This window comes from Streptacidiphilus neutrinimicus, from assembly GCF_000787815.1.
In the GTDB taxonomy this organism is placed as follows: Bacteria; Actinomycetota; Actinomycetes; order Streptomycetales; family Streptomycetaceae; genus Streptacidiphilus; species Streptacidiphilus neutrinimicus.
Genome location: NZ_BBPO01000018.1, coordinates 73,208 through 100,187 on the forward strand (window position 1 = coordinate 73,208; position 26,980 = coordinate 100,187).

Consider the following 26,980-nt stretch of genomic DNA (forward strand, 5'->3'; position numbering starts at 1 on the left):
TGTCAGGGTACGGCCACGGCCAGTGCTCGCGGGAGTGTGTTCCCGACCGGACGCCCGCGTGGTATACGGTGCCCACACGCCCATACGGGGGTGCGCAGACCTGTACGGAGAGCCTCAGCATGCAGAACTACCGCGGCCTGATCCTCGACTTCGGTGGCGTCGTCACCATCCGTATGCGGCTCAATGGCGAAGCCTTCGAGCGAAGTGAAGGGCTGACGCCCGGGGCCTACTTCCACGCGCTGAACGAGCACCCGGACGGCGTCGCGATCTACAAGGCCCTGGAGGTCGGCGAGGCGACCCAGGAGGAGTGGAACCAGGTCATCGGCCGCATCCTCCGGGTCGATCCCACGGACCTGATGCGTCGCGCGTTGGCCAACCTGCCGCTGGAGCCCCGCATGGTTGACGTGGCGCGCCGCGCCCGTGCCGCAGGCATCAAGGTCGCCATGCTGTCCAACAGCTTCGGCCTGACCCCCTACAACCCCTACGCGGCGCTGGGCATGTGGGACGGGAAATGGGATGCGATCGTGCTCTCCGAACAGGTCGGAGTGCGCAAGCCAGACACGGCCATCTACCAGCACACCCTGGATCTGCTCCAACTCAATGGCGACGAATGCGTGTTCGTTGATGACCACGAGCACAATCTCCCACCTGCAGCAGAGTTGGGCATGCACACCATCCACCACACCGACGCTGAGGACACGGTTGCCCAGCTGGATGCCCTCCTTGGCTGTGTGACCGGCTGACCGTCAGGAAGGACACGGCATGACCGACCAGCCCACACCCGAGGCCATCGGCACTTCGGGCTTCCTGCTGGAGTTGGGCATGCTCAAGCGTGCCAAGCGCAGCGGCTGGTGGATCGCCGGGGTCACGGACTCTGAGTCGATCGCTGAACCCTCCTAGCAAACGGCCGTCATCGGCGCCGTGCTGGCCATGATGGAGGGGGCTGACCCGGCGAAGGTGGCACTGCTCGCCACGTTGCACGACACCCAGGAGACTCGCGTCGGGGATATTCCCTGGATCGGCCGCCGCTACCTGACGGCAGCCTCGAACGAAGACGTCACGGCCGACCAAGTCGCGGACTCCCATCCGCGTGTGGCTGACGGGATCAAGTCACTCATCGCGGAGTACGAGGCCCGGGAAACCCCAGAGTCGCAGGTCGCACACGATGCGGATCTGCTCGACTGCGCGCTTCAGGGCCTGGAGTACCTGCAGCAGGGCCACGTCCAGGCCCGCGAGTGGGTCAACTCCACGAAGGCCAAGCTCAAGACGTCCTCCGCGATCGCTCTCGCCGACGCAGCGAAGGGCATGACGATCACGGAGTGGCAGCGCACCTATCTGCGCTGAACAGCCTGAGTGCCTGGCGGCCTCCCTCTTGGAGTGCAGGAGGCACCGAACTCGCCCTCTCAGGCCGATTCTCCAAGCGGCTGGCCCGCAGCATCTTCGGCGCCAGCACCGAGGGTGGCCGGCTCGACGCCGATGACGCGCAGGATCTCAGCGGAAGCGACTCGGTACCCGCCGGCGGGAAGGCGGATCACGGGGCACGGGTATGTGCCGGCCTTCGCCTGCCGGTAGCCAGTGCTGCGGCCGAGCCCGAACGCCTGGTTGGCAATGTCGAGGTCGACCACTGCCGGCAGGGCCAGCACCTCAGCCAGGGTCAGAGCCTTGTAGAAGTTCGGTCCGGTCCGCGCGTGTGCTCCCACAGCTTCCTCCCCAGGGTTCTTCCTCCGTGATCGAGGACACCCTAAGCAGATTCGCTCCAGAAGCGTGAATCAGGACTATTATCGTTCTCATGGAGACTCTGGAGTGGATGCAGGAGCTGACGCGCCGGGTGGGGGCTCAGGTGGCAGCCCAGCGCAAGCGGCTTGGCTGGACCGGGGCGGAGCTGGTCGGTGCCTGTCAGGCACTGGGGTACAGCAAGCTCTCTGCCTCGGCGGTGTCGAAGATCGAGACTGGTGGCCGCGACGGGTTGACGCTCGCCGAGCTGCTGGTATTGGCCGAGGCACTGGGCGTTCCCCCCGTTAGCCTCGTCTTCCCGTTGTCCGGCGGCGATGTGAACAAGACGCCAGTCAAGAGCGTGACGGCCTGGGAGGCGGCCTCGTGGTTCACCGGGGAGGAGCCGTTGGAGGAACCTGCTGGCGAGGGTACGCCTCGTGGGGATCTGGAAGATCATCGCAGCCATGTCCTCTCCGTCCAGGCCGCCGTGCAGAGCGACCGCCTGGCCAGCGAGCGGCGGCGCCTGGCCTCCCGAGTCGAGGACCCCGAGCAGCGGGACCTGGCGCAGGAGAACGCAGCGGCCTTCGAGCAGATCGCCAGGAAGGACTGCCTGGCGTTGGGGAGGCTGCGGGACGACATGCGCCGTCGCGGCCTCAGCCCTTCTCCCCTGCCCCGTGAGATCGCCTGGGTGGACGACTCGGACTCCGGCAGGAGCGGCCGATGAGTGACACCGGCGTGGAGCGCAGGTGCACCTGCCGGATACCGGGCACCCGGCGCGCGTACGGCTCGCAGTGCCCCAAGCTGAGCAATCGTCGGCACGGCACGTGGCGGGCACGGCTGACGCTGTACCCGGCGACGGACGGGCGGGTCCGCCGCTTCGCCCGCCAGGGCTTCGCCAGCAGCACCGCCGCCGGAGAGTTCCTCGACGCCGTGCGCGCGCTCATGAGCGTCCCGGCCAAGGAGGACGCGGATGCGCGGACTGCCATCAGCGATCTCCTGGAGGAGTGCTCAAAGACCGGTGGTCCTCTGCCCGAACTGACCGAGATCACCCGAAGGTACGCGGTCCGGGTGAAGTTGACCGATGAGGTGACCGTCGGCGACTGGCTCGACCAGTGGCTGGAGGGCAAGGCGGCACTGCGGCGGACCTCCCGCAGCAGCTACGAGGGGCACGTCCGCAACCACCTCAAGCCGCACCTGGGCCACCACCGCTTGGGCAAGCTCGAAGTGGTCCATGTGGAGCAGATGTTCGCGAAGATCACCGAACAGAACGCGGCGATCCTGCTGGCCAACGCCGAACGCGCAGCGGTGCGTGACAGGCTCAACGCGACGCCGAACAAGGGAGCGGCACACCGGGCGCTCCGGAAGGAGCTGCGCGGGCAGCTCGCCGGCTTGCCACCCTTCCGTCGCATCACGGACGTGGCCACCCAGCACAGCATCCGCCGGACGCTGCGCGCAGCGCTCAACGTGGCGATCCGCCGACAGATCATCCCGAACCTGAACGTCGCCAGCCTCACGGAACTGCCCGCCCCGAAGCCGCGGAAGGCTGTCCTGTGGACACCGGAGCGTATCCGAGCCTGGGAGAAAACAGGAGTTCGGCCGTCACCGGTCATGGTGTGGCCGCCGCACCTAATCGGCCGCTTCCTCGACGGCATCGCCGACCACCGCCTCTACACTTTCTTCCACCTCATCGCGTTCCGCGGCCTGCGCCGAGGCGAAGCCTGCGGTGCCCGGTGGACCGACCTGGACGAGGAGAACGCCTCGCTCAACGTGGCAGTTCAGTTGGTGCAGGACGGATGGGACGTCTACGAGGGGATCCCCAAGACCGAAGCCGGCAGCCGTGACGTGGCGATGGACACGGAGTCGATGTCCCTCCTTACACGACAGAGGGTGGTCCAGCGGGACGAGTTCGTCGCCCTCGGCCTGGACCCTGCGGATGCGGTCAGGATCTTCACCGACGAAGACGGGAAAGAACTGCACCCAGGCAAGATCACCGATCTGTTTGAGCGGCTGATCGCGTCGCTCGGCCTGCCCCCGATTCGCCTGCACGACCTGCGGCACTGCGCTGCGACCCTGGCTCTCGCTGCCAACGTCGACATCAAGATCGTCTCCAAAATGCTCGGCCACAGCTCCACCACCATCACCCGCGAGATCTACGGCACCGTCCTCCGGGAGCTGTTCCACGCGGCGGCCGAAGCCGTCGTCGCCTTGGTCCCCCGGGCCAGGCGAGCAGGCGTGGCGGGCGCCTAGACGAGTAGATCCGAAGTGATCAGTGGTCATAGGCGGTCAGTGAGCGTGTGACTGGCGCGCCGATCTGGTTGTTGTGCCAGATGCCGGTGGTCATCGCCAGGATGCGCTGGGCGACCCGGATCGCGACGCCCTCGAAGGTCCGCCCGCCGTGTTGTTCCAGGTCGAGCTGCCCTTTGAGGGTGTCGTTGACCGACTCGATCAGCTGGCGGACCTTCTTGAGCATGGGCTCGCCGTAGCGCTTCTTCTCGCGCTTGAGCGAGGGCCGCAGCAGCTCGATGCCGAGCTCGGCGAGCTCCTTCTCGAACGTCTTCGAGGCAAAGCCCTTGTCCGAGACGAGCAGCACGCCCTCGCGGCGGGCGACCAGCTCGGCGTCGACCTCGAGCATCGCGGCCAGAACCTCGCGCTCGCCGATCTTCGGGTTGGCCAGTGCCCACATGATCGGCATGCCGGTCGGCGTGCAGACCAGGTACAGGCGCAGGCCCCAGAAGAAGCGGGAGTGGGAGGCGCAGTAGCCGTATCCCGCCCAGCCGGCAAGGTTCGAGCGCTGGACGGTGGGGCGCGACATGCCGCACGGCACCGGGGTGGAATCGGTGAGCCACACCGTGTCCGTCCAGAAGTCGCTGTCCCGGGCGAGTTCCCGGATCATGCGCTTGACCAGCGGCAACGACGCACGGAGGCGCTTGTTGTAGCCCGCTCGCTGCGGCAGGTACGGGAACATCCCGCACAGGTGCTTGCGGGCGTAGCGCAGCCAGCGGGCCTCGGAGTGGTAGCCGAGGAGCGCTTGCGCCACCGCGAGACAGACGAGTTCGGAGTCGCTGAGCAGGGGCGGGCGGCCCATCCACCGCGTCCCTCCGATCTCGTCGGTGAGGTAGGCCCGTGGGCGCGGTGCCGACGTTTCCGTCGGTCGTCTCCCTCGGGCCCCCTCCCGCACCCGGCGTGCGAATTACTCCGCACCGGGCGCTCCACGTGTCTTGACCGCCGGTCAGCCGCTTGCCGGGGCGGCTGCTGGTTTCGAGGGCCATGGGGTCGGGATATCACTGCCGCGGTAGCGGTAGCGTTCCACCGTGACGCTGGCCGCGCCGGTGAAAACGACCCCGTTGTAGGCGAAGCGCCATCCCCTGTCGCAGAAGCGGTTTCGCATTTCCTTCATCCCGAGCCGGTGCTTCCCTGTGTACTTGGCACGGATCCAGCGCATCAATCGGCACCAGGTGTGATGGTCGACTGAGGCGAAGACCGCCTTTGACACTCCGTATCGAAAGAAGTTCGCCCATCCCGCCAGGGTTCGGTTGAGGCTGCTCAGCAGTTCGTCCAGTTCCATATGGCGGGTTGATCTGTACGTTTGCTCCCTCACCTTATCCTTGATCGACGCGATGGACTTCTTGGAGGGTTTGGTGTAGACGTAGTGCTTCGCGGTTCCTCGTTTCCGCTGGCGGCGGATATTGTGCCCGAGGAAGTCGAAGCCCTCGTCGATGTGGACCACTCGGGTCTTCTCAGGTGCCAGCCGCAGCCCCAGTGGGGCGAGCACGACCGCCACTTCCTCGCGCAGGGCCTCGGCATGGTGACGGTTTCCCGATACCACCAGAACGAAATCATCCGCATAGCGGATGATTCGCCAGTTGCCAAGGCCGTCCTTCTTGCGCTTGGACCGCCGGTAAGGTGTCCCCATATCGCGGCGCCACTGCTGGTCGAAGTGATCGTCCAGCGCGGACAAAGCGATATTGGCGAGCAGCGGCGAAAGAATCCCTCCCTGTGGAGTCCCCGTCAGCGACTCTTCCCGATTTCCGAGTTCGGTGAGGATCCCGGACTTCAGGAACGCCTTCACCAGCCCGCAGATGCGCTTGTCCTTGATCCTTGTCCGGAAGCGGTTCATCAGCGCCGTGTGATCAATCTCGTCGAAACAGGCTTTGATGTCGCACTCCAGTATCCAGTGATAATCCCTGGATCCGGAGGCCAGATAGTGAATCTCGGCGATGGCGTCATGTGCGCGCCGTTTCGGGCGGAACCCGTACGAGCACGGCTTGAAGTCCGCCTCGAAAATGGGCTCGAGCACTGCTTTCAGGCTTGCCTGGACCACGCGATCTGTGATGGTGGGAATCCCGAGTTTCCGGAATTTCCCCGAACTCTTCCCTTTCGGGATCATCACCTGTCGCACCTCGGCCGGACGGTACTCGCCTGACTTTAGCAAGTCCCGGAGCCGGGCCAGGAAGACATCGACCCCGACCCAGGTTTCGACCATGGGTGCTGTGACCTTGTCGATTCCTGCTGTCTTGGCGCCCCTATTGGTGGACACGCGTTGCCACGCAGCCCTAAGGAACGCCGGGTCGTGCACCAGATTGAACAGATCATCGAAACAGCGGCCGGGTTCCTCGGCCGCCCAGCGGTGCAACTTGCTCTGCATTCTCCGTACCGCGATCTCAGCCGAATCTGCATCCGGCCATGACGCGGCGCCGGTATTCACCGGCGCATCTCCGGACATTACATGCACTCCTTGTCTGACACGCTGCCGCCCTTCTCCATGTGCTCGGGCTTTCCCCGGCTCGAAGTACTACGGCGGCTCCGCCCCCTCCGCACCTTCGGCAGACGTCGCACCTATCCCACCGACCGTCCCTGGAGGGGAAAGGCGGCAGGAACGCGTGCGGATGGTTCCCACGTTCCCTGTTGTCCGATCGACGGGTTAGGCACCCGGCTTTACCCCTGCGGCGTCGTCACGACTACTGCCGTAGACAATTCACCGTGACCTCCCGATTCGGACATCGAAGACCCTTGTCGGAAGTTCCTCGCCGCCACTATGAGTGGCGAGTGCGCACCGCGATCCAGCCCGCATCCACCGGGTTAGAGCTGGCACGTGATCAAGAGGCGTAACGCAGCCGGTTCCTCGCGTATACCTTCCCGTCTCGCTCACCACGCCCGGTCCATCCGGCAGTGCTGGACCGTCGCGACTTTGTCGAGGCTGCTCCCGCCGTCCCCGGCGACTCCCGGATCCGACTGCCTCCAGCTTCACCCCACCGCTACGGCGGAAGGGAGATGAGGGTCTTCCACCCCCATTCGGTACAACAACAGAGCTTCGTGGCGCACTCGATCTTCACGTAGAGTGCGGTCAAGAGGGTGTTCAGGTCGGTCGTCACAAACTGATCTTGGGCACCCTCGCCCCTTTCGCGGGGCGGAACTTCGGATCTACTCGTCTAGAACCTGACTCGGCGTCGGGTGGACGGAGGGCATCCCCGCCCACCCGGCGTCCGAGTACGCGGAATCAGCGGCGATCTGCCAGAACCGGGTCAGTCGGCTCGATCGCCACGTACGTCTCGGCCGTCCTCGACTCCAGCAGGCCGCCCCGGTCCTCAGGACGCTCCACCGCGTAGCGCGTAGCTCGCAGGAACCCGGCGGGCACCTCCTCGGCCGCGTAGGCGCGGGTCATCTCCCGTGTGGCCGTCACCAGCCGCTCCTCCTCGCGCTCATAAAAGGTGCGTCGTGCCTCGCGGGTCATCTCCTCGCGCTCCTCATCCTCCCCACGCCGTGTGAGGAAGGGGTCAGCAGGAAACAGGGGCTCGTCCGCCGGCACCTCCGCCTGCGCTTGGTGCAGGCGCGCGCAAGCCGCGTACAGGCCACGCGATAGGCCCAGATGAAGACCAATTCCGGGGATACGCCCGACCACGAACTCCCTAACTCTCGAACCCTGCTGCTCCCGAGCCCACTCAAGAGGAATCCCGCCCAAGACCATCTCGCGCAGCTCACGAGTAGCGACGTCCCCTTCAAGTGGCCTCAGCCTGCCCTCCCGCCCGAGCGGCCCATCCCACTCCGCTCCCGTCTCTGCGAGCGGGACGACCCGCAGATCCTGCACCGCCCCGAACGCCAGGGCCCGGAAGACGAGCAGTTGGTCCCGCGCCACGCGGAGCAACTCGTCGGGGGACTCATTCAACGGAGGTGCGCCTCCTCCACTCGGCGGGTCCGGCAGGGAGTGAATACCGCCGCCCGAGGATGGGCCGACGAGAGCGGTGTGCACCATCATGACGAGGTGGTCGTCCTCCCATCGGCCCGACTCGGGAAGTACCGTTCCGCAGAGCACCTGACGGTGCGGGACTGCAATCTCAGCCGTTGCCTGATCCAGTTGCCACTGCCCGTCGCGCATATCGCCTGCGCCCAGCGCCTTACGCGCCTTGGCCTCGATCAGCCAAGGCAACGCCTCGACAGCGTGGTTACCGTAGAGATCCGGGAGCTTCTTCGTCGGGTCCGCCAGTTCAGGGATCCCGCACGCCTCCAAGTGCACCGTGGCCGGCAGCCCCGCCATTCCGACCGTCAGCCACTGAGCCATCGTCATGCCGAGGTGGTAGCCGAAGGCCGCGTGGGCACTGCGCTCCGTGCCGTGCCGGTAGATGGCGTTCACAAACAGGCGGCGCCCTGCTGCCTCCGCAGGTGCCTCGACGTCCTTGAGCGAGAGATACGCCTGCAGCGGGCTGACGCGGGCGATGAGTTCGTTGACAGCGAATGCCGGCGTCTTGCGCAGCCAGGGTGCCAAGTCGCGGCCAGCGCTGGTCGCTGCCGTCAGGAGCTGGCGCCACGTGGTTGTGACCAGGTACTCGCCGTCCGCTGGCAGCTTCCCAGCGGCCGGCCAGGGCAGCACGGCCTTGGGTGCCTTCCGTCGGTCCCACTTCGCCAGGACTCCGTCGGAGCGCACACGTACCGGGATGTCGACGGCATCGGCCAGGGAGAAGCTGAAGTCCATCGCATTGGGAGGAGGGATCATCGCCATGACGGGAGCCTGCCAGACCCTGCCCAGTCGGGTGCGAGCTGGGGCGTCAGTCGGACGCCGCCTCCGCGGGGCTCGGGCCCTTTTGTAGCTTCCCTCTCAACGGCTTAGGCGAACCAGGTTGACCGCCCATTGCCGCCAGTGCCGTACGGCTGGGCCACGCGAGCGCGCTCCCAGCCGCGCAGATCCCCGTTCAGCTCGCCTGTGCCAGCCGCCCCGACCGCGTCTCGCCCGCAACCAGGAGTTGCTCGCGGCGGTGCGCCAGAGCTACTGAATCGCGCATCGTGGTCAGCCTCTGCACCGACCGGTACGCCATCGGTACGCCAGTACACAATTCGGGCGGGCCTGGAACGGCCTCCAGACGCATAAGGCCCAGCTCACGGGGCATGAGCTGGGTCTTAGTCGCGTGGGGCGCGTGGGGCTCGAACCCACAACCTACGGATTAATAGTCAAGAACCGCGAAGCGGGTCATCGGCCCGGGCGATCCCACTCGGTCCCGTCTGCGCCCGATAGTCCCACCAGATCCCAGATCTGGCTGCTCAGGGGCTACTCAATACCCGACCTGGCGACCCGGCGCGCGCCAAGTCCGTCTCATTCGTTGCTGTCGTTCGCCGATCGTCCCAAGGCGTCCCGGTACGCCAGCGGTACTCCCGCAGTCCTCTTCCGGCGAAGCGCTACTCGTCACCAGACAGCACAAAACGCACCGGCTCGGCTAGTACCTTCACCGCTCCAGCCTCGTCAGCGGCGCGCACGGCCAGGGTGGCTTCAGCCAAGCGCTGCGGAAGCGCATCTGCGAACTTGAGTCCACGGACCGCGCGAACGTCGACCTCGGGCAGGCACAGGGCTGACTCCGCCTCGGCCCGAGCCTTCCGCCACTCCGGCAGGCCGATCTCGTCGCGGAGTCTGATCCAGAGGTCACCGGTCCGCTGATGCGGGGAGACGACACCCGAGAGCGAGGCCGCCAGGGTGGCGTTGGCTCGGTGGCCTGCCCAGGTCCACCAACGGACATCGCCCTGCGAGGACCTTGTGATGAGCGTCCCTCCCGGGTGGATCGTGGACAGCAGTGTCTCGCGTCCTTCGGCGAGCTTGGCCTTGGCCCTGTTCGTCAGCCTCACCGGTGGATTGTCCCCGAGCAGAACATCGCGGGCGGCCCGGGCGAGGGTGAAGGAGCGAACGCGTTCCCCACCTCCGTTCCAGCGAGCCCGGCCACCGCCGTCCACGGATTCGACGAAACAGCGTCTCCGCTTCCAGTCGATGTAGGTCACCAGCCAACTGCGGCCGGCGAGCAGAAGCTTGCGCGGACCTTCCACTTCCTCGGTGAGCAGGTCGGGGTCTGTGCGGCCGAGCTCGGTCCTGCCGTTGAAGACAGTGAACTCCGGAGGGGCAGTGAACACTGCCGTTAGGTTCATGAAGTGCCGGTGACCGTAACGGCGTTCCGCCTCCGGCCCGATGAAGAGCAGCCCACCGTCGCGGTCCAGATACCCCTCCTCGACGAGGTGCCGGACGATCGGTCCGGCCCCTGGACCGAACGGGCCGACACCGCCGAACCACTCCCGCCACAGATTCTCACCGACCCGGTGCTCCTGCAGGCAGAGCGCGAGGAGCTGCTGCGCAACCAAGTGCCGTGGCTCCTTCGGCGGGACGACCGGCTCCACCCAGCCGCGCGACCACTGCAACAGCAGGGCCGAGGCTTCCAACAGCCCGGTCTCGGTGGTGGCGAGGAACAAGCAGTTGCGTGCTGTGCCAGACCGGCGCCCAGTCCGGCCCAGCCGCTGCAAGAAGGAGGCCACCGTGGCAGGAGCGTCGATCTGCACGACGCGATCGAGATCGCCGACGTCGATGCCCAGTTCCAGGGTGCTGGTGGAGACGATCACACAGTCCCGCGCATCGGCGAAAGCAGCCTCCGCGCGCCGCCGCTCGTCCACCGAGAGCGAGGCGTGCGAGAGGAACGTGGTGACGCCCTTCAGGCGCAGTTGCTCTCCGAGTTCCTCGACAGTGCGCCGACTCTCACAGAATACGAGTCTCTTCTCCCCTCGGTGCAGGGCCGCGATCACCGTCGCCGCGTTCGCCACCGATCCGACGTAGTCGAGCTCCACCTCTCCGGCGGGGCGGGGCGCCGGCACGGCGGCGCCTCCCGCTGCCGGAGCCGGTTCAGCGCTGGTGAGCACCCCAGGAGCGATCACTCTGGCCGGTCGGCGGCCCTCGCCCGATCCTTGGAGCCAACCCAGCAGGTCGTGAGGGTTACCGATCGTGGCGGAGAGACCGACTCGCTGCAGCGGCCGACCGGCGACCCGGCTGAGTCGTTCCAGTACCGCCAGCAGATGCCAGCCGCGGTCGTCACCGGCGAAGGCGTGGACCTCGTCGACCACTACCGCGTGAAGCCCGGAGAAGAACGCCTGGTGATCGACGTGGACACTGACGAGCATCGACTCCAAGGACTCCGGAGTGGTGAGCAGGATGTCCGGGCGCCGCGCCAGCACGGCACGGCGCTTGGCGGTGCCGATGTCGCCGTGCCACAGCTCGGCGGTCCTGCCCAGCCATCCCGCATACGTCTCCAGACGCGGGTGCAGGTTGTTGAGCAATGCCTTGAGCGGGCAGACGTAGAGCACGCTGGTGCCCTTCCACCCGCGTCGGTTCATCCGGGTGAGCAGCGGGAAGACGGCGGCCTCCGTCTTCCCGCCTGCGGTCGGGGCCAGGAGCAGCGCGTCCTCCCCGTCCGACACGGGCTGCACTGCCTCTTGCTGAAGCGGGCGCAGCGTCTGCCACCCAAGGGAGTTGACGAGGTGGTGACCGATCATGGGGTCGAGCCGATCGGCTGCCTCGGCCGGGTCGGTCATGGGAGCTCCAGCTCGACGTCCCCGGCACTGCTCGCCGCGTTCAGCTCGGCCTCGTCGAGTTCGCCGCGCCGCACCGTCAGGGCGTAGTGCCGCCGCGGTTCGAAGTCCTCGAACTCGTCGACCCGGTCGAGCACGTCGGCGACCAGCTTGCGCAGATAGAGCCGGGGCGCGATGCCGACCCGTCCGCCCAGCGCACCCGTGACGGCCTGTGCGAGCTCTGCGAGGTAGCCGTCGTCGACGCGGGCAGCCAGTCGCTCAGGGTGCCGGGCGCCTCCGGCGTAGACGTCCCGCGCACGTCGTCCCAGCTCGATCAGCGACTCGGCGTCGAAGCCCGGCAGGCGCAGTTGGACGGCGCGCGGTGAGTCGAACCGTGGATCGGTGGTGAAATCGGTGGCCAGCCGTTGCGCGAGGGGCGCGAGTCGCTGCACTCCCTGTTGGCCCTCGTAGAAGGCAGGCGTACCGGTGATGACGAGAAAGAGACCGGGAAAGCGCCCGGCGTCGATCTCGTCCAGCAGTTGGCGCAGTGCGTTGAGCGACTTCTCCCGCACATCGCCGCGCACTCGCTGGAGGGTTTCCACCTCGTCCAGCACCAGCAGCAGGCCCGGGTGCCCGCAGTCGCGCAACACGGTCAGCAGACCCTGGAGGAAGCCCAGCGCGGCGAAGTGGTCGAGATCACCGCGGACTCCTGCGGCCCGCTTCGCCGAAGCAGCGACCGATCGTTGGCCCGCAAGCCACGCGATGAGCGCCTCGGCCGCGGCGCCGTCCCCCGACGCCACGGCGCGCCGGTAGCCGCGCAGCGCCGCGGAGAACGCCGGGGTCGTCCGGGCCACCTCGGCGAGGCGGCGCTCCAGGAGCTCGTCGACGGCCTTGGCCAGAGCAGCTTCGTCGTCGTCCGCAAATGTGCCGTCGGCGAGTGCCTCCTCCTCCAGGGCGTAGAACCACGAGTCGATCACCGGTCGCAAGGCGGAGGGCTGGTGAGTGGCTGTGGTGAGCCGTTCCACCAACCTCCGGTAGACCGTCTCCAGGCGGTGCAACGGCGTCTCGGTCTCGGAGATCTGCACCTCACTGACGGCAAGCCCCCGGCGTTTCGCACGCTCCGCGAGCCAGCGGGCGAAGAAGGTCTTGCCCGCACCGTACTCGCCGCGCAGCGCGTGGAAGGCCGAGCCGCCTCGGGCCACGGTGGCGAGGTCCTCGTCGAGTGCGGTCTCGAAGCGGTCGAGGCCGACCGCGAGCAGGCCGAGCCCGGTCTGCGGCACTGTGCCTCGGCGCAGGGCGTCAACGATGTCCCGCCTGCGCGCCGCGCTGATCTCCGGGGTCGGCGTGCTCACGCGTCGACCTCCCCTGCTGCCTCCGTACTGGGCGCGCTGAGGAACTGTTGCTCCAGCAGTTCCTTGTCGAGGTTGACCACACGCCCGGCCTCAGCGAGCTGAAGTACGGGGTAGGCGTCGACGTTGAGCAGCCGTTCCAGAATCGTGGCGAACCGTTCGGGGTTCCGCTGCGACTTCCCCGTGGCCGCCTCGGCCGACGCGGCCACAGCCGCCGGTGAGAGCCGCCCTCCTGCTGCCAGCAGCGCGTCCAGGGCGGCGGCGACGGCCTTGTCCTGTGGGGCCAGTCGGACGAACTCCCGCTGTGCCCTGTAGATGCTGGACTGGATCACCTGCTGCCCGCGGGTGACCGCACCCGAGTGAGCGGCAGTGGCCTGGCTGCTCCCTTCCTGTGCGGGGGCGGACGCCGTCATCTCGTCGACTGCAGCGAGCTCTGCTCCACCGGAAGGGCCGGCTCCGACGACGACATCGCGTGCGGACACGCCGTCACCTCGCCACCACGCTGGCGCGACCTGCTCCAGTGGCACCAGCGTCCAGCCGGCAGGAACATCGACGCTGGAGGGCACGACCGTGATGACCGGAACGGTCACCTCGGCCAGGGACGCACCACCGTGGTAGCCGGCCTGCCGTGCCGTGTAGCGCAGGTCCTCCCTCCAGGCGGCCGTGACTCGCCCGTCCCCGGCGAGCACCCGCGGGCCGGTCAACTCGACCTCGCCCTCACGCGCCGGGCCGACCCGCCAGCGGGCCCCGCCGACCCCCGTGACGGCAGGTTGTTGGTGATCACGGGGCGTGCGGTCCAGGACATGGCCGTGATCAGAGACGAGCACGACCGGCCGACCGTGGTCGCGGGCCGCGTTCAGCAGGTCCTGCAGCTTGGCGACGTCTCTGATCCCCCACCGCGCCCGTGCGCCCTCACGACCGTCGTCGAGCGCGTCGTCGATGGTGTTCAGCACCACCGCGACCACGTCCTCGGAGGCAAGGGCCTCCTGAAGGGCGGGGTCCAGCCGGTGCCCCGGAGCGCCCTCGTAGTCGCCCTTGTGGAAGAGGCGTGCACCGCGGCGGCGCTTCTTCCAGAACGCGCTGAAGCCTGCCTGCTCAACGCTCTGGCCGCCTTCGGCTCGCCGGCCGCAGAGCAGGGACGTCCGGCTGATCTTGGTGAGCGACGGCAGCATCGACACGGCTGCCTGCCGCAGGTGCGACTCGCCCCGCTCCGACCTGGGCACGATCTCGGTCCAGATCCTCGGATCGAGTTCACCCGCCAGTTGGACGGCTACGTCGACGCTCATGCCGTCGAGGACCAGGACCAGCGGTCGTCCCCCGTCCAGGGCCAGCGGCGCCACAGTCCTGGCCAGCACGTCCTCGATCAGCAGTGCGCCACCGGGCGCCTGCTGCGAGGCATGCTCCGCCCACACGGCCAGCAGCGGGACGAACCTCTCGTCCACACGCCGACGACGTGCGCGGGCCGCTCCTATCAGACGGTGGTACGCCTCCCCGACCGTGGTGTCGCGCGAATCGTCGCCCTCGGCAAGAACCGTCATCGCCAGGTCAACCCATGCCGTCTGGGCTAGATGGGCCGAGACCGCCTCGGCCACCGAGTCCGCCTCCGGCAACGGCTCCTCCAGCCAGCGCCGCAGCCGCACCGCCGCAGATGCCTTCTCGGTGGACTCGACATGAAGGAACGAGAGCTGATGCTCAATCAGCTCCTCGAGCGCCCTGCTTGCCTGCGCAGCGGGACCGTCGAGCGTCGCAGCGAGCGCGCGCAGCCGCCCCCGGTATCCCGAGGGAAGCAGCCCGTCCAACCCGACCAGCGGAGTGAGTCTGACCTCCGCGGCAAGGGCGTCGGCCCGTTCCAGGACGTCCAGGACGCGGCGGCGGTTCTCCTCGCGCTGTGGGCCGCCCCCCTCGGCCTGCGCGATCCAGCGCGCGAGCACACCACTGGCGGCGGCGGCGAAGGGACGCAGGGCCTCGAAGGAGTCGAGCGCGGAGCCGAAGAGCGTGCCCAGCCCGAAGCTGGCGGCCTCGGCCGCTGGCGAGGAGAGAGCCCTGGCCGCCAGAGCGCCCAGGGGCAGGGCGTCTGCGCCGCGGCCCCCGGCCGCCAGTGCCAGGAGCGTGGGCGCGGCCGGTCCGATAGCCTGCGCCAGCCAGTCGCTGAGCCCTGCACGCTCGGCGCCGGGCAGTGCGGCGAACCGCGTGGGCCCGCCTGGCGTGCGAGTCCAGGCGAACAAGGTGTCCGCATCGGTGTCCAGTGCATCGGCCTGGATATCACCTAGGCCGAGACGGACCGCGAGCAATGCGCACAGGGCTCGGTCTCTGGTGAGTACGGCTCCCCCGCGTGGCCAGCCGTCCAATGGCTCGGCTTCCAGCAGGGCATCGAGCAGCCAGCTCTCTCCCACCATACGGGTGTCCAGATCGGCGACCCCGAACAGTTGCTTCACGATCTCGGCGCGGTCGACGGCGAGCGGTCGTCTGCCGACCGCGTGCGCCCGGAGATCCCACCCGAGCTGGTCCGCGGGGACTGTGCCAGTCACCACGAGGACGGCGCCCTCGCCCCTGCCCGACCGCGAGCGGTGCTCGTGCCATGCTTCGACGACGCCGAGCGGGGAGTCCTGGTTGGTGACCCGCACCCGACGCTGCCCGCCCCCGACGCGGACGGTGAACTCGGAGTCCGCGTCCGAGCCCTCGTAGACGGCGTCGACGAGGACGAGGTCGCAGCCCTCGGCCTTGGTCAGCTCGCCCTGCAACAGCGCCTCCAGGGCGCGCCGCCCGGCGGTGGGACGCGGGGGCATCAGAACAGGCCTCCGTGCCCGTGCTCCGTCGGGCCCTGCTGCTCCTGGCCCTGGTCGGTCGCGTTCGGGAGCGGACGCCAGCTGATCTCGACCGCGGCATCCGGGTTGGCCGTACGGAACTCCGCGATCTCGTGCTGCAGCGAAGCGAGCTCGCCCTGCAACAGCGCCTCCAACCCGGAAGCCTCCGGCGCGACGACCCGCCGTACGAGGGCCGGCCCGGACCCAGTGACGGTCGCCGCTGAAGTACCGGGCAGGCTACTGCCCCCGCCGGCGGTGGGCGTCGGGAGTGCCGAGGGCACCTGCGGGGTGCCGTGCTCGGTCAGCGAGATCTGGTCCGGGCCCGGACCAGCTGGTGCAGGCTGGCCCCGCTCCACCTTGAGTGCCGCGTCCAGGATCGCCATCCCGGTGTTGCGGACGGGCTTGAGCACCGGCGCCAGATTCCGCTCGTCCTCGGTGGCGTGGGCTGCCTCGGCGACCTGCTCCAGCAGTCGGCGGGCCCGGTCCCCCACACTGTCGTCCCTGTCGCACAGCTCACGGACGCTGGCCAGCACCCGCCAGTCGGTGCCGTCCAGAGCCGTCAGAACCTCCGCAGAGGAGCTCATCGTCTTCGACAGCTCCCGCTCCGACGTCTCGTAGGAGACCGCGGCCAGTTCCCGAACCAGTCCGGTCGCGTCGCTGCCGTGTCGGCTGAGACGGGCCAGGAGGCCGGCCGCCTCCCGCAGGTGCACCAGGCGGGGTACGGACGCCTGCCCGTCAAGCCCGAGCAGCACGGCATGGCTCTCCAGCGAGGCGCGCACGCCGGCCACCGCCGTCTCGAACGGCTCCGCCTTCGCCCGGATCCCGGTGGCGAGCTGGTGGACGTTGCGCGCGTACGGACCTGGCTTGGACAGGACGCCGAAGAGCCTGGTCGCCCGGTCCCGGGCGGCCGCGTACTCCTCCTCGCTGGGCAGCGGCTGAGACTTGAGCCCCCAGCCGGGACCGATCGCGGCGAGGTCGGGCGCATCGGTCTCGGGACCGTTGTGGTAGACCCACGCCCGGTCGTCGAGCAGCGCGTAGGCGGCGATCAGCAGGTTTCCGGTGAGCTTGTCGAGACCGGTGTAGCCAAGGTCCTTGGTGATCCAGCCGCGAATATCCTCGACCGCGATCACCTCCCGATCCTGTTCCCGCGGCAACTGGGCGGCCGCGGCCTGGTTGACCCGGGTCCGCCAGTCGGCGCGCAGCACCAACGGGCCCTCGTGCACGGCACCGAGCTCCAGCGGTTCCACGATGCGCTTGACGGTGGCGAGTTGATGCGTGTCGACCTCCACCCGACCACCCTCGTCCATGGCTCGGGTCAACCACTCCAGGGTGGTCCGCAGCTCGGCCGGGGTGACGGCCTTGCGCTGCCCGGCGCGGTCCATGCCGAAGTCCGGGTGCTTCGGGTGGAGCGCCGAGAGCAGGCCGTCGGCCAGGTGCTGGAGGTTGTCGGCGAAGGTCTTGGCCCCCTCCGGCTGCGGGCGCGGGAACCGCGGCTCCAGTGAGAGGACATGGCGGCCGTCGACCACCTCGGCCGCGACTGTTCCCTCCTTGACCTCGGCGATGCCGTAGACCTCACCGAGCGCGCCGACCAGAGATCCGGTGAGCGTGCTCTGGGCCAGCTCCAACTGCTTCTGGGCCTTGGCTCGATCCTCAGGGGAGTAGGTGCCGGTGAACTCCAACAGCCGGTTGCGTTCCAGCAGGAAGTTGATCCGCATCAGCCGGCCCAGCTGCGCCTTGCGCTGCTCGGAGAAGAAGTCCGCCAGCCAGATCAGCGTGTGCGCCTCGTGGCCGTTCTTCCGCAGCTCCTCCACCCGCTGGAAGTCGTAGCTGGGGTAGCGGTGGTGGTCCTCGTCGAAGGGGTAGTCCACGACGAAGCGGACACTGCCCGGCGTGGCCGGAGTGAACTGCTCGTCGGGCAGGTCGCGCGAGTCGGCCACGTTGCCGAAGACGAACTCGACCGTGCGCTTGGTGCCGCGCCACACGACCTCGCGCTCGTCGACGAGCTGCCCGGGCTTCACCCCGAGGAGCTCCCAGAGCCGGTCCCGCAGCCACACCCGGCGCACGCCCGGCTTGTCCTCGCCGGCGACGACCTCCAGCAGCGGCTCCACATCGAGGTCGGACAGGTGCAGCGAGAAGGCCGGGTCGTTGCCCTCCGCCCGCAGCTCCGAGGGGAACACCCCCTGGAGGGCGCGCAGCCGCTCGGCGACCCTCGCACCCACCGGCACGGTCCGCGACCGGACCGACCCGTGGTTCAGCGCCGCCAGCCGGGCCCCGGTGAGCCGACGCAGCGCGGGGACGTCCGGAGCCAGCGCCGCCAGCAGCAGCGTCTTGACGAATCGATCGTCCGCGACGAGGTCGGGGTGGTCCGCGCGCCCGTACTTCTCCAGCAGATGGTCGTACGCCTTGGCATGGAACCGCTTCGCCGCGTCGAACTCGTGCTTGAGTCGGTCGGTGAATGCCGCGCCGCTGCGGTTGGGGTCGGCCAGCACGTCCCACAGGTCGCCGAGCGGCACGAGCTGGCCGAGCGGGGCACCGGCGTTCCGCTCCAGCAGCTCCTGGATGAGCTTCAGGCCGCTGCGCTCGCGCTGAAGCGCGCCTGAGAGGGCGACCACGACGTTCAGCAGCACGGGCGACAGCGGGTAGACGGCACGGAAGTCGTCCCAGTCCGCGTGGGTCGCCCCGCCGTCGTCCAGCAGGATGTCCTTCACCAGCTGACTGGACCGGTCGATGCCTGCGAATGCCTGGTCGAGCACGGGCCGCTGCCCCGCCCGGGGCTGCAGCACCCGCTCCTTGATGATCTCCGGAAGGTTGCGGTCCTCCAAGTTGATCACGTCGAAGCGCTCGTTGAGATAGGTCAGCGCCTGCTCCAGGCTCTCCACGTCGGCGCCGAGGATGTCCGAGCCGACGAGCTGGGACAGGTCGCGCTGCCGCGAGACGAAGGTGACGATCGGCACCGGCCGGACGGCGTTGCTGGACTCGATGACCTTGACCAGCTTCTGGATCTCGTCGTTGACGAAGGTGCGCTCCCGCATCCGAGCCTGCAGCCAGAGGATCAGCTCGTCCAGGAAGAGCACGATGCCGTCGTAGCCGAGCGAGTGGGCGTGCCGGCTGATCACGCTCAGGCCGTCGTCGAGGGAGATGTACGCGTCGCCGTCGGTCTGCGCGCTGTGCGCGTAAGCCTTCATCGGGCCGTCAGTCAGCGCGGAGACCAACGCGGCACGCCGGCTGTCGTGGGCCGGCGCGTTGAAGGCCGCGTCCAGGTCGGCGGTGGACCAGGCGGTCGCGGCGACAGCGCCGATGGGACGGAGCTCGTCCTCGTCCGCGCCGTCGGCGGAGTCGAGCGCGCCGGTGACCGGCGCGGCGACCGGCAACAGCTTGGCGAACGCCTCGTCGCCGAGGGATTCCCGCAGGCTGCGAGCGTCGGCGAGCAGCGCGTCCGCCTTGAAGACCAGCGGAGTGGACGCCTCGGGCCGCTGCTCCCGCACCGTCCGCACGTAGCCGCCGAGCAGCGCCGAGTCCAGGTTCGGCACCCCGACCAGGTGATAGGGGACCATGAGGAACCGCTTGCCGGGCAGCCAGTCCTGGTGCTGCGTGATCACCTCGCGCAGGCGCGGCCGGGCGTCGTCCGCCTCGTTGTTCAGCACCGCGTGCAGGACGGTCAGGAAGTGGCTCTTACCGGCGCCGAAGGAGCCGTGGAGGTAGGCGGCGTAGGAGGTGTTCTTCCGTACCGCGCCGCGCACCAGCTTCAGCGCCTTGTCGAACTCCGCCGCCAGCTGGGGGGTGACGACGTAGTCCTTGACCGACCCGGCCGAGGAGCCGGTGAAGCCCTGGGACAGCTCGACCTTGAAATCGCCAGCGTGCACGTCCTCTTTGATGTCGAGGACGTCCCTCAGCACGATCTCGCTGGCCCCGGCCATCAGCCGCTCCCGTCCTCGTCACCCGTCGCGCGTCACAGACCTCTATCCTGCCAGCTCAGGCTGACAGTCAGGGCCGGACGTGTGAATCGGGACGATCAACGGCTGCCCCGCTTCCGCTCCGGCCGCCAGTTCTCCAGATCGGCCTCGGAGAGGTGCCGCTCCTCACGTCCGGTCCGCAGCATGGTCCGGAATTCCTCCGCCGGGTTGCCGCCCCACTCCGGGTCGTCCTGGTCGTACCACTGCGCGACCCACGGCATGACCTCCTGGAGACCGGCGAGCAGCGGCACGAAGCGCGGGTCCTCCCGCGTCCATCCGTCACGCTCGACCCGGTCGTTCAGCAGGTGCACCAGCACCTCCGCCTGCTCCCGGTGGTTCCACCCCGCCCAGCCGAGCAGCAGGGACGGGTCGTTGTCCGGCGAGGCCCCAGGGTAGGAGACGAAGCGCTCCTTGGGGACGTCGAGCTTGCCGCGGTTGGACCAGTAGGAGTGCTTGAGGAAGTCGGCACCGGTGTACTTCGGCGGAACGCTGATGCCCAGCGACTCCCCGGTCCGGTCCTCCTCACGCTGCAGCTCCCAGACCTGCTCCCACAGGCGCCGCTTGCGCAGGCCGGCCTCCTTGTAGCGGAGAGCGGAGAGGTAGGGGACGTGCTCGGTGTCGAGGACGGACGCGTACACGGCGGCGAGGGACGCGTCCCGCTTGCCCAGGTGGTCCGCTGCGTAGAGGGCGGCGACGGACTGCACGTCCTCGTCATGGCGCAACGCGTCGGCCAACTGGTTCACGGTGAGCACGCGCGGCGCGACGAAGTCGTCGCGCTCCTCGAACCACAGGTGCCGTCGCTCGGCGGCGTCCAGCAGCCAGGCGCGGAGCGCGGCGGCCTCGCGCTTCTCCCACGGTTCGGAGGACCAGCGGCGCTTGTACTCCGGGCGCTCGATGAGGCGGATGTCCTTGTTCGCCTCGATGAGATCGAGGCGGGCCTGAACGACCCGGCGGTACGACTCGGGCCAGGTGGTCGGGATCTCGGTGATCGGGGTCGAGCGGTGGCGTTCGAACCAGGCCGTATCCAGATCACCGGCCTGCTGGCGGCGGGCCATGACGATCTCGAAGGCACGCTGGCCGAGGGCGAGGGCGGGCACGTCCGCGTCGGTGAGGGAGGACGGATCCTCCGGCAGCGGGATCGTCGCCGCGGCGACGTCCTTGGCGCTGAGCAGGCCGTAGGAGCCGTAGACGGTCCAGTCCAGCTCCTCCTGCAACACGATCATGCGCGCTCCAACCGCCTCGTACGCGGCGCGAGCCACGTCGAGCCTTGCGCGGGTGGGCACGGCGGAGGCCGCGAGCACGGCGGGCTCGTGGGAGGCCAACTGCTGAGCGAGCGTGTCGAGGGCGCGTCCTAGCACGAGCGGGAGCGAGATCGGGAGCGGGAACTCTTGGAGACGGGTGCTACTGAAGGCATACCGATCCTCCCAGGGCTCGTCCTGCACTCCACGGCCGATCCCGCTGCCACCCTTGAGGTGACTCACTTCCTTCATCCAGAAACAGGCAGTCGACGAGTTCAGCAGCCCCAGCAGCTCCAGATGTTGAGCCTCGCCAGCACTCTCGGGAAGCTTGATAATCGGCGCGGTCTGCTTGAATACCTTCCCGCCTCGATCGAGGACGAAATTATTGTGCGTCGCAACCTCTGCGTAGGCAATAAACCACTGATTCGACCCGATATCCTTGGGCAGCTGATGCCACTCGTGCCATGGGCGACCTGCTTCGAAGTACGTCTCCCTGCTGAATGTAGCCCGGTTTCCCAGCTCAGTACGATTCGGCCACATCCAACGAAGGGAAACTGCGAGGCTTTCGATCGAGAGGGGTTCGTGCTTCGAAGAGTACGGAAAGAATACGTATTGACCAGCAAGCTCCCTCCATTCGCGCAGCTCGTCACCAACCACCAATGCTCGAATATGCCCACCGGGAATTCCCGCCGCAGTAAAGGTCGCCCGTGGAGCGATCATGGCCTCGTCGGCACCAGGGATTCCGAATACGCCTACTCGAAATGCCTGCGCCTTTAGACGCAACGTGGCCGCCGCCTCAATAGCATCGAAAACCCGATCAGCACCGCCCCCACTGAGCGACCACGGATGCTCCGCGAACCGCTCCCGCGGCGCGTCCTCGACACTCACCCACTCCGACTCGCTCCCCGGCCGCCCCACCTGCTTGGTGATGGCCACCCACACCGACCCCAGCCCACCGTCCTCCGGCACGCCCGGCTCACCCCGCACGCCCAGTACCGTCCGAATCGGCTGCGCCTGTCGCGCGACCTGGTTGCGACCGGCCAGGATGACCGTGGGGGTGCCGTGGCCCGGGATGTACGCACCCGAGGTGTCGATGACGTGCGTCAGCTCCACGCCCGCGAAGTCACGCTTGTGCCTGCTCACCGGGTCCTTGTACGGGCCGCCGTGGAAGTACGACTCGATCAGGACCTTGCCGAACTCCCGCTTCATGAACGAGTTCGACGTGATCTGCCCGGTGAACCCGCCGTCGCGGCGGCTGCCACCCGCCCGCACCGCCAGCTCGAAGATGCGCTGCGCGAACGGCACCGACAGCGCGTACTTCCCCGAGCAGGCGAAGTACGCCTTACGGTAGTTCCGGTTCTCCGTCTCGTCCTTGACCGTGATGTACGGCGGATTGGCCACGACGACGTGGTAGCTGCCCCGGCCCAGTATGTCGACGCTCTTCACGTACTCGTTGACGTCCTCCGTCTGGTACGTGAACGCCTCACTCCCGCTCGACGGACCGTCGAAGTCCCACGCCAGTTCCTCGCCACCGTCTGCTCGCCCGTGCAGCAGCGAGTCGGCGACGGCGACGCGAATCGGCATCGCCGGAGCCCCTCGCAGTTCCCTGACCCGGCATTCCTTCATCGCGGCGACCAGCATCCGGAACCGGGCAATGGAGACCGCGAACGGGTTCTTGTCCGTGCCGTGGACCGACTCCAGCGCGCGCCGGACCAGCGTCCAGTTCTCCGTCCCCGGCTCCAGCTCGCGCCACTTGGCCAGCAGCCGATCGAACAGGCCCAGCAGGAAGTGGCCGGAGCCGCAGGCCGGGTCGATGCAGCGCAGCCCGCGCGCCTGGCCGTCCTCGTCGACCTCGCCCGTCCAGCCGCTCGGCTGGTGGCCCCAGACCGGGTCGAGCCCGAACTCCTCGACCGCCGGCTCCAGCGTCAGGTCGAGGATGAACTCCTCGACGAAGACCGGCGTCTGGAGCAGCGCGTACGTCTTCCGCGCATGCTCGGACAGGTCCTGGTAGAGGTCGCCGAGAAAGCGGGTGTCCAGGTTCTCCTGGTCGCTGAAGTCATAGCGCACCTCGCCGTCCGCGCCGCGCTCGCGCCAGAAGGCCAGCAACCCGCTGGCCGCCCCGTAGGAGGGCATGGCCTCATACAGCGGGTTGAAGCGCTCGTCGAAGAGTCCAGCTGTGGTCGGATGGGCTTCGCGCAGGGTCGCGAAGGACGCAAGCAGCCAGTCTCGGTCGTTCAGCTCCGGGCTCCGGCGGAAGAACGCGTCGTACCGGTCCTGAGCCTCCGCGAGCCGGTCGCCGGGCCCCGAGAGCCACGGCTCCGGGATCAGCAGGTTGTCCTCGCAGAAGCGGACGAAGACGCAGGACAGCACCCAGGCGGCGGCGATCTGCACCAGGCGTTCTTCGAGCCAGCTCTCGAACATACCCGCCGTGGTGCGCTCGGAGGCAGCCGCGCGCTCGTACTCCTGGCGCAGCCGGTCGGCGTAGCCGGGCTCGCGCTCGGCGCGCTCGCGCAGATCGTGCCGGAGCGCCTCGACCTGCCGTTGCAGGTCCTTGAGCAGCGCGTCGCGGTCCAGCGACGCGGCGGACGTCGTGCGGGCTTGCTCTGTCGACACCGGCGGGAGCCTCTCCTTGTTTCACGCGTGCGCCGTGCCGCCACGGTGCATCCGCCCATCCTGCCAGCTCAGGCCCGCCGACCGGGAGCAGTCACGCTTCCGCCACCCACCCGGTCCGTCCGCTTCAGCGGGCGGTCCGCGGCACGCCGCCCCGGCGGCCGAGCCCGAAGGCGATCCGGTACACGTCGGGCAGGTCGAGCCGCTTGTCGCTGCGGCGCAGCATCACGCCGAGCCGGTCGAGCTCCTCGACCAGCCGCGGCAGGTCGTCGGGGTGGCGCGGACCGGTGTGCACCAGGGCGGGCTCGTCCAGCTGGGCGTAGCGTGCCGCGTCCTCCTGCAGCGCCTCGGACAGCCCGGCGTCCCGCCAGAGGTCGATGACCTTCCAATCCTCGATCGGGACCTGGCAGCCCCGGAGCGGCTCGATGGCCAGCCGCACCCACGGGGTGTCCTCGCTGATCTCAGCCACCCGCACCTCCGAGGCCGCCTGCACGCCCTCGCGGATGGCGTCGTGGTGCAGCGCCCGCTCGTGGTCCGGGTAGCGGGCCCCCGTGCCGGCAGCCGCCTTCGCCAGGGCATGCAGGAAACTGCGCGGGCTGACCTGCTCACGGCTGTCCATGAGGTGGTTCGGCAGCCAGGTGTAGGGCTTGCCCTTGCGGAAGTTGGCCCCCATGAAGGGGTCGGCGATCTGCTCGAACTGTGCTTCCTGATGCCCGGCGTCGTTGCGCAGGGCCAGCGGTGGCACATACCGGGGCCCCTCGCCCCACCCTCCGGTGACGCCGCGGAAGCGGGCCCCCAGCTCACCCTCCTGGTTCCCCAGGTAGTGGAAGAGCAGCCCGTAGAGATCCGTGCGGGTCCACTCCAGCCGTGCGGCATTACCGGCCACCAGTTTGGAGGCGTCGGGGAAGTAGAACTTCGCGCCGTCCAGAAGGTCCGGCCGGATGAACACCTTGAAGCGGATGTTCCGCGTGCCGAACCGCATGTGCAGGGCCAGTTGCAGGATGCCTGCGGCCAGCCGGTCGTTCTGGCTCCGGTCGGCGTGCAGATGCTCCAGCGCATCGAAGAGGAGGAGGTGGACGAGGTTCTCCTCGCTGGCCCGTTCGTCGGCCTGCTCGACCGTGCGCTGAGCCTCGCCAGGGTTGGCCGCCACCCAGGCGACCCGGTCCGGCCACTCGGGCAGCTCGCACAGCTCCGTCCGACCGAGCGAGACCAGCAGTACGGCGTACCAGATGTCGTAGGGCTCGGCCCCGGTGCGGACCAGCTCCCGCAGCATCAGGGCGCTGGGGTAGTGCTCCCGGTCCAGGGTCATGCCGTAGCCGGGGGCCACCCGCAGGCGGCGGAGCCGGTTGATGCGGTACTCGACGGCAGCGTGCTCCCGCAGCGGCGCCATCAGCAGCGAGCGGTACCAGAAGGTCTTACCGACGCCGCGTCCACCCTGCACGACCGTGTTGTCCACGTACAGCGCGGAGCGGTGCGAGTCGGGCATGTAGAGCGTGTGCTCGGTCGGGGGCCTGGTGTCGGCCTCGGTGGCGTTCTCCAGCGCGTCCGCCAGCAACTGCCGATAGTCGCCCGCCGAGAGCGGCTCCGTCATCGCGCCTCTTCCTCCTCCCTGCTTTGTCCGTCGGTGGCACCCGCAGTAGCTTCGTCACCCGGGCTGGCTGTGATCAGCTGTGCCGCCGTCGCCAGGAAGTCACGGTACGCGGCCTGCACGAACGCGCGGTTCTGCCAGTCCGGCGAGTCCGGCGCGTTCATCCCCACCAGACCTGGTTCGAAGAGGATCGGGATCGGCGCGTGCGGGGCGGCCTCGTCGGTCAGCGCCGGAGAGTACGCCTGGCCCGCTGCCTCTGCCTCCGCTGTCTCATCCGCTGCCACGTCGTCGTACAGTACGGCGAAGCAGTCGTAGGCGTTCGAGCGGAAGGACTCCAGGTACCTCTCCATAGGGTGGTGCACCGAGTCCGGCACCATGGAGGCAACCATGCGCAGCTTCTCGCGGATCGGTCTCGCCTGCCCGGAGAGCTGCCAGGAGGCGAAGAGGTCTCCGTAGCCCGCCCAGGTCTGCGCGTTGTCGGAACCGAAGAGCAGGGCCAGGTCGGACAACTGGGAGATGGCGACCGCGGCGACGTCATGGATACCTGCCCGGCTGTCCAGCAGCACGACGTCGGGGCGGCGCCCGCTGTCACCGATCCGCTCCACGGCGTCCTCGCAGGCGCGGACCGCGTTTTCCAACCGCTGGGCGAAGTCCGCGTCCGCGGTGTCCGCGTAGATGCGGTTCAGCTTGTCCACGTAGGAGTAATGCACGCCGTCAGTTCCCGCGCCCCGCGCGGGAGCGACCCAGAGTTCGCCCTGATTCCTGGGCTCGAACCCACTGCGCGCGACGATCTCCAAGCCCCCGTCGTTGCCCAGCGCCGCTTCGACCAACTGGTCCGCCACGCCGTAGCTCGGCAGTGGCGCGCCGCCCGTGAGCAGGCTGCCGACTCCGGGGGACTCCAGGTCGAGGTCCACCACCAGCACGATGTGGCCCTGGTCGGCCAGGTGGCGTGCCAGCATCGCGGTGGCGGTGGTGCGGCCGACTCCGCCCTTGAATCCGTAGAGTGCGGTCCGGTGGGTCCTGCTTCCGTCCGCCTCGGGTCCGGGGAACGTCACCCGGCTCCAGTTCTCGCCGACGACGGTGTTGTCGAGAAACCGCACGCCGCCCCCGGCCGTTGCGCCGCCCTGGTCCGGCACTACCCGCGGGGATTCCAGCAAAGCATCCGCCGCGAACATCTGAGTGGCGAGCGCCACGGGTCGGTCACCCGCATAGCGCCCAAGTCGCTCCTGCCACTGGATGTGCCACCGCTCGTACTGCTCCTCCGTGACGGCGACCCCTTCGGCCCGGTCGTCCAACAAAAGCGAGAAGCGTCCGAGGACGTCGCGGACGACCAGCACGTCCACGCCCTGCCCGAACACTGCACCAGCGAGCTCGAAGGCAATCGCGCGCGCTTCGTCGAAGCGCACCCGCGTGGGAAAGGGGGTCACGGACGCACTCCTCCGAGCTGCTGGTTGTGCAGTTTCACGATCTCCTCGGCCGCCAGCCTACGCCGGACGACCGTCCCTTCCAGCACCTCGCTGCCGTCGGTGTAGCGGTCGCTCTCGCTCCAGGCACGGAACTCGGCAGGATGACTGGCAAGCCCCGCCAACACAGCCGCGCCGGCGCGACCCCGCAGCAACCAAGGCAGAACGTCGAGCATGCCCTGGATGTGTCCCAGATCCAGGGCCCGGTTCGGATCATTAGGGTCAGGCAACCAGGGCTTCGTGGCCGGTGGCTTCCCAGGCTTCTTCGGGCCCATCGACACCTCCGGCACCAGACGCAGCAGGAGGCTCTTCAGCGCGCACTCCGCCGCGAAGCCGTAGTGGTGGTCCGCGTTCGGCAGACGCCCGTCGTCGTGCAGGAAGACGCCGTCCTCGAAGTGCCGCTGAGCGGCGCTGGCGTAGTGGTCCTCGACCGGCTTGGCAGACACACCAGCGATCTT

General features: G+C 68.6%; 17 protein-coding genes. 5 read left to right on the forward strand and 12 right to left on the reverse strand.

Annotation, left to right across the window (positions count from 1 at the left end; all coding sequences use genetic code 11):
* Window positions 1–119: 119 nt before the first annotated feature.
* The 3 genes from TR48_RS14490 to TR48_RS14495 are packed head-to-tail and all read left to right on the forward strand — an operon-like array spanning window position 120 to window position 1,344.
* Window positions 120–743 carry an HAD family hydrolase gene (locus tag TR48_RS14490; protein WP_042366867.1) on the forward strand — a complete coding sequence of 208 codons (624 nt, stop codon included), beginning with the start codon at window positions 120–122 and terminating at the stop codon, window positions 741–743.
* Window positions 744–762: 19 nt separating this feature from the next.
* Entirely contained in the window at window positions 763–900 is a 138-nt protein-coding gene (locus TR48_RS46585; RefSeq protein ID WP_369405578.1) for a hypothetical protein, read from the forward strand.
* 12 nt (window positions 901–912) lie between these two features.
* Window positions 913–1,344 (forward strand): HD domain-containing protein, encoded by a 432-nt coding sequence (locus TR48_RS14495; protein ID WP_369405581.1) that lies wholly within the window; start codon window positions 913–915, stop codon window positions 1,342–1,344.
* Between the two features lie 59 nt (window positions 1,345–1,403).
* Here the strand turns inward: TR48_RS14495 and TR48_RS14500 are convergent, their stop codons facing one another.
* Window positions 1,404–1,700 carry a helix-turn-helix transcriptional regulator gene (locus TR48_RS14500; protein ID WP_042366869.1) on the reverse strand — a complete coding sequence of 99 codons (297 nt, stop codon included), beginning with the start codon at window positions 1,698–1,700 and terminating at the stop codon, window positions 1,404–1,406.
* Between the two features lie 89 nt (window positions 1,701–1,789).
* Here TR48_RS14500 and TR48_RS14505 point away from each other — a divergent pair, with 89 nt between their 5' ends.
* On the forward strand, window positions 1,790–2,437 hold the full coding sequence (locus TR48_RS14505; RefSeq protein ID WP_042366871.1) for a helix-turn-helix domain-containing protein: 648 nt from the start codon (window positions 1,790–1,792) through the stop codon (window positions 2,435–2,437).
* 206 nt (window positions 2,438–2,643) lie between these two features.
* Window positions 2,644–3,960 carry a site-specific integrase gene (locus tag TR48_RS14510; protein ID WP_236652147.1) on the forward strand — a complete coding sequence of 439 codons (1,317 nt, stop codon included), beginning with the start codon at window positions 2,644–2,646 and terminating at the stop codon, window positions 3,958–3,960.
* Between the two features lie 19 nt (window positions 3,961–3,979).
* On the opposite strand, the gene TR48_RS14515 is transcribed toward TR48_RS14510, so the two are convergent.
* From TR48_RS14515 to TR48_RS14570, 11 genes are all read right to left on the reverse strand, one after another.
* Complete coding sequence (locus TR48_RS14515) at window positions 3,980–4,816, reverse strand: IS982 family transposase (RefSeq protein WP_042366961.1); 837 nt, start codon at window positions 4,814–4,816, stop codon at window positions 3,980–3,982.
* 126 nt (window positions 4,817–4,942) lie between these two features.
* Window positions 4,943–6,436: a group II intron reverse transcriptase/maturase gene (gene ltrA, locus TR48_RS14520; protein ID WP_042366875.1), complete on the reverse strand. Its 1,494-nt coding sequence runs from the start codon at window positions 6,434–6,436 to the stop codon at window positions 4,943–4,945.
* 774 nt (window positions 6,437–7,210) lie between these two features.
* Window positions 7,211–8,707: a hypothetical protein gene (locus tag TR48_RS45530; RefSeq protein WP_236652149.1), complete on the reverse strand. Its 1,497-nt coding sequence runs from the start codon at window positions 8,705–8,707 to the stop codon at window positions 7,211–7,213.
* 671 nt (window positions 8,708–9,378) lie between these two features.
* The gene (locus tag TR48_RS14535) at window positions 9,379–11,541 is read right to left on the reverse strand and encodes a DEAD/DEAH box helicase (RefSeq protein WP_042366879.1); all 2,163 of its coding nucleotides are present in this window, start codon (window positions 11,539–11,541) and stop codon (window positions 9,379–9,381) included.
* Window positions 11,538–12,869 (reverse strand): BREX system ATP-binding protein BrxD, encoded by a 1,332-nt coding sequence (gene brxD / locus TR48_RS14540; RefSeq protein WP_042366882.1) that lies wholly within the window; start codon window positions 12,867–12,869, stop codon window positions 11,538–11,540. Before brxD ends, TR48_RS14535 begins: the two co-directional genes overlap by 4 nt.
* Window positions 12,866–15,652, reverse strand: a complete 2,787-nt coding sequence (gene pglZ, locus TR48_RS14545; RefSeq protein ID WP_042366884.1) for a BREX-2 system phosphatase PglZ — start codon at window positions 15,650–15,652, stop codon at window positions 12,866–12,868. The genes brxD and pglZ overlap by 4 nt, the downstream gene beginning before the upstream one ends.
* Entirely contained in the window at window positions 15,652–19,587 is a 3,936-nt protein-coding gene (locus TR48_RS14550; RefSeq protein WP_042366886.1) for a DUF6079 family protein, read from the reverse strand. Before TR48_RS14550 ends, pglZ begins: the two co-directional genes overlap by 1 nt.
* A 95-nt stretch (window positions 19,588–19,682) precedes the next feature.
* Window positions 19,683–23,474 carry a BREX-2 system adenine-specific DNA-methyltransferase PglX gene (pglX, locus tag TR48_RS14555; RefSeq protein WP_042366888.1) on the reverse strand — a complete coding sequence of 1,264 codons (3,792 nt, stop codon included), beginning with the start codon at window positions 23,472–23,474 and terminating at the stop codon, window positions 19,683–19,685.
* A gap of 124 nt (window positions 23,475–23,598) precedes the next feature.
* Window positions 23,599–25,062 carry a hypothetical protein gene (locus tag TR48_RS14560; RefSeq protein ID WP_042366890.1) on the reverse strand — a complete coding sequence of 488 codons (1,464 nt, stop codon included), beginning with the start codon at window positions 25,060–25,062 and terminating at the stop codon, window positions 23,599–23,601.
* On the reverse strand, window positions 25,059–26,486 hold the full coding sequence (locus TR48_RS14565) for a KGGVGR-motif variant AAA ATPase (protein ID WP_052442678.1): 1,428 nt from the start codon (window positions 26,484–26,486) through the stop codon (window positions 25,059–25,061). The genes TR48_RS14560 and TR48_RS14565 overlap by 4 nt, the downstream gene beginning before the upstream one ends.
* Window positions 26,483–26,968, reverse strand: coding sequence for a hypothetical protein (locus TR48_RS14570; RefSeq protein WP_152627977.1), 486 nt, complete (start codon window positions 26,966–26,968; stop codon window positions 26,483–26,485). The genes TR48_RS14565 and TR48_RS14570 overlap by 4 nt, the downstream gene beginning before the upstream one ends.
* Between the last annotated feature and the right edge of the window lie 12 nt (window positions 26,969–26,980).

Excerpts from the sequence above, each read along its gene's own strand:
- pglZ (WP_042366884.1), bottom strand. The coding sequence starts at position 15,652 with ATGCCCCCGCGTCCCACCGCCGGGCGGCGCGCCCTGGAGGCGCTGTTG.
- TR48_RS14560 (WP_042366890.1), bottom strand. The coding sequence starts at position 25,062 with ATGACGGAGCCGCTCTCGGCGGGCGACTATCGGCAGTTGCTGGCGGAC.
- TR48_RS14505 (WP_042366871.1), top strand. The coding sequence starts at position 1,790 with ATGGAGACTCTGGAGTGGATGCAGGAGCTGACGCGCCGGGTGGGGGCT.
- TR48_RS45530 (WP_236652149.1), bottom strand. The coding sequence starts at position 8,707 with ATGGCGATGATCCCTCCTCCCAATGCGATGGACTTCAGCTTCTCCCTG.
- TR48_RS14490 (WP_042366867.1), top strand. The coding sequence starts at position 120 with ATGCAGAACTACCGCGGCCTGATCCTCGACTTCGGTGGCGTCGTCACC.
- TR48_RS46585 (WP_369405578.1), top strand. The coding sequence starts at position 763 with ATGACCGACCAGCCCACACCCGAGGCCATCGGCACTTCGGGCTTCCTG.
- TR48_RS14535 (WP_042366879.1), bottom strand. The coding sequence starts at position 11,541 with ATGACCGACCCGGCCGAGGCAGCCGATCGGCTCGACCCCATGATCGGT.
- ltrA (WP_042366875.1), bottom strand. The coding sequence starts at position 6,436 with ATGTCCGGAGATGCGCCGGTGAATACCGGCGCCGCGTCATGGCCGGAT.
- TR48_RS14550 (WP_042366886.1), bottom strand. The coding sequence starts at position 19,587 with ATGGCCGGGGCCAGCGAGATCGTGCTGAGGGACGTCCTCGACATCAAA.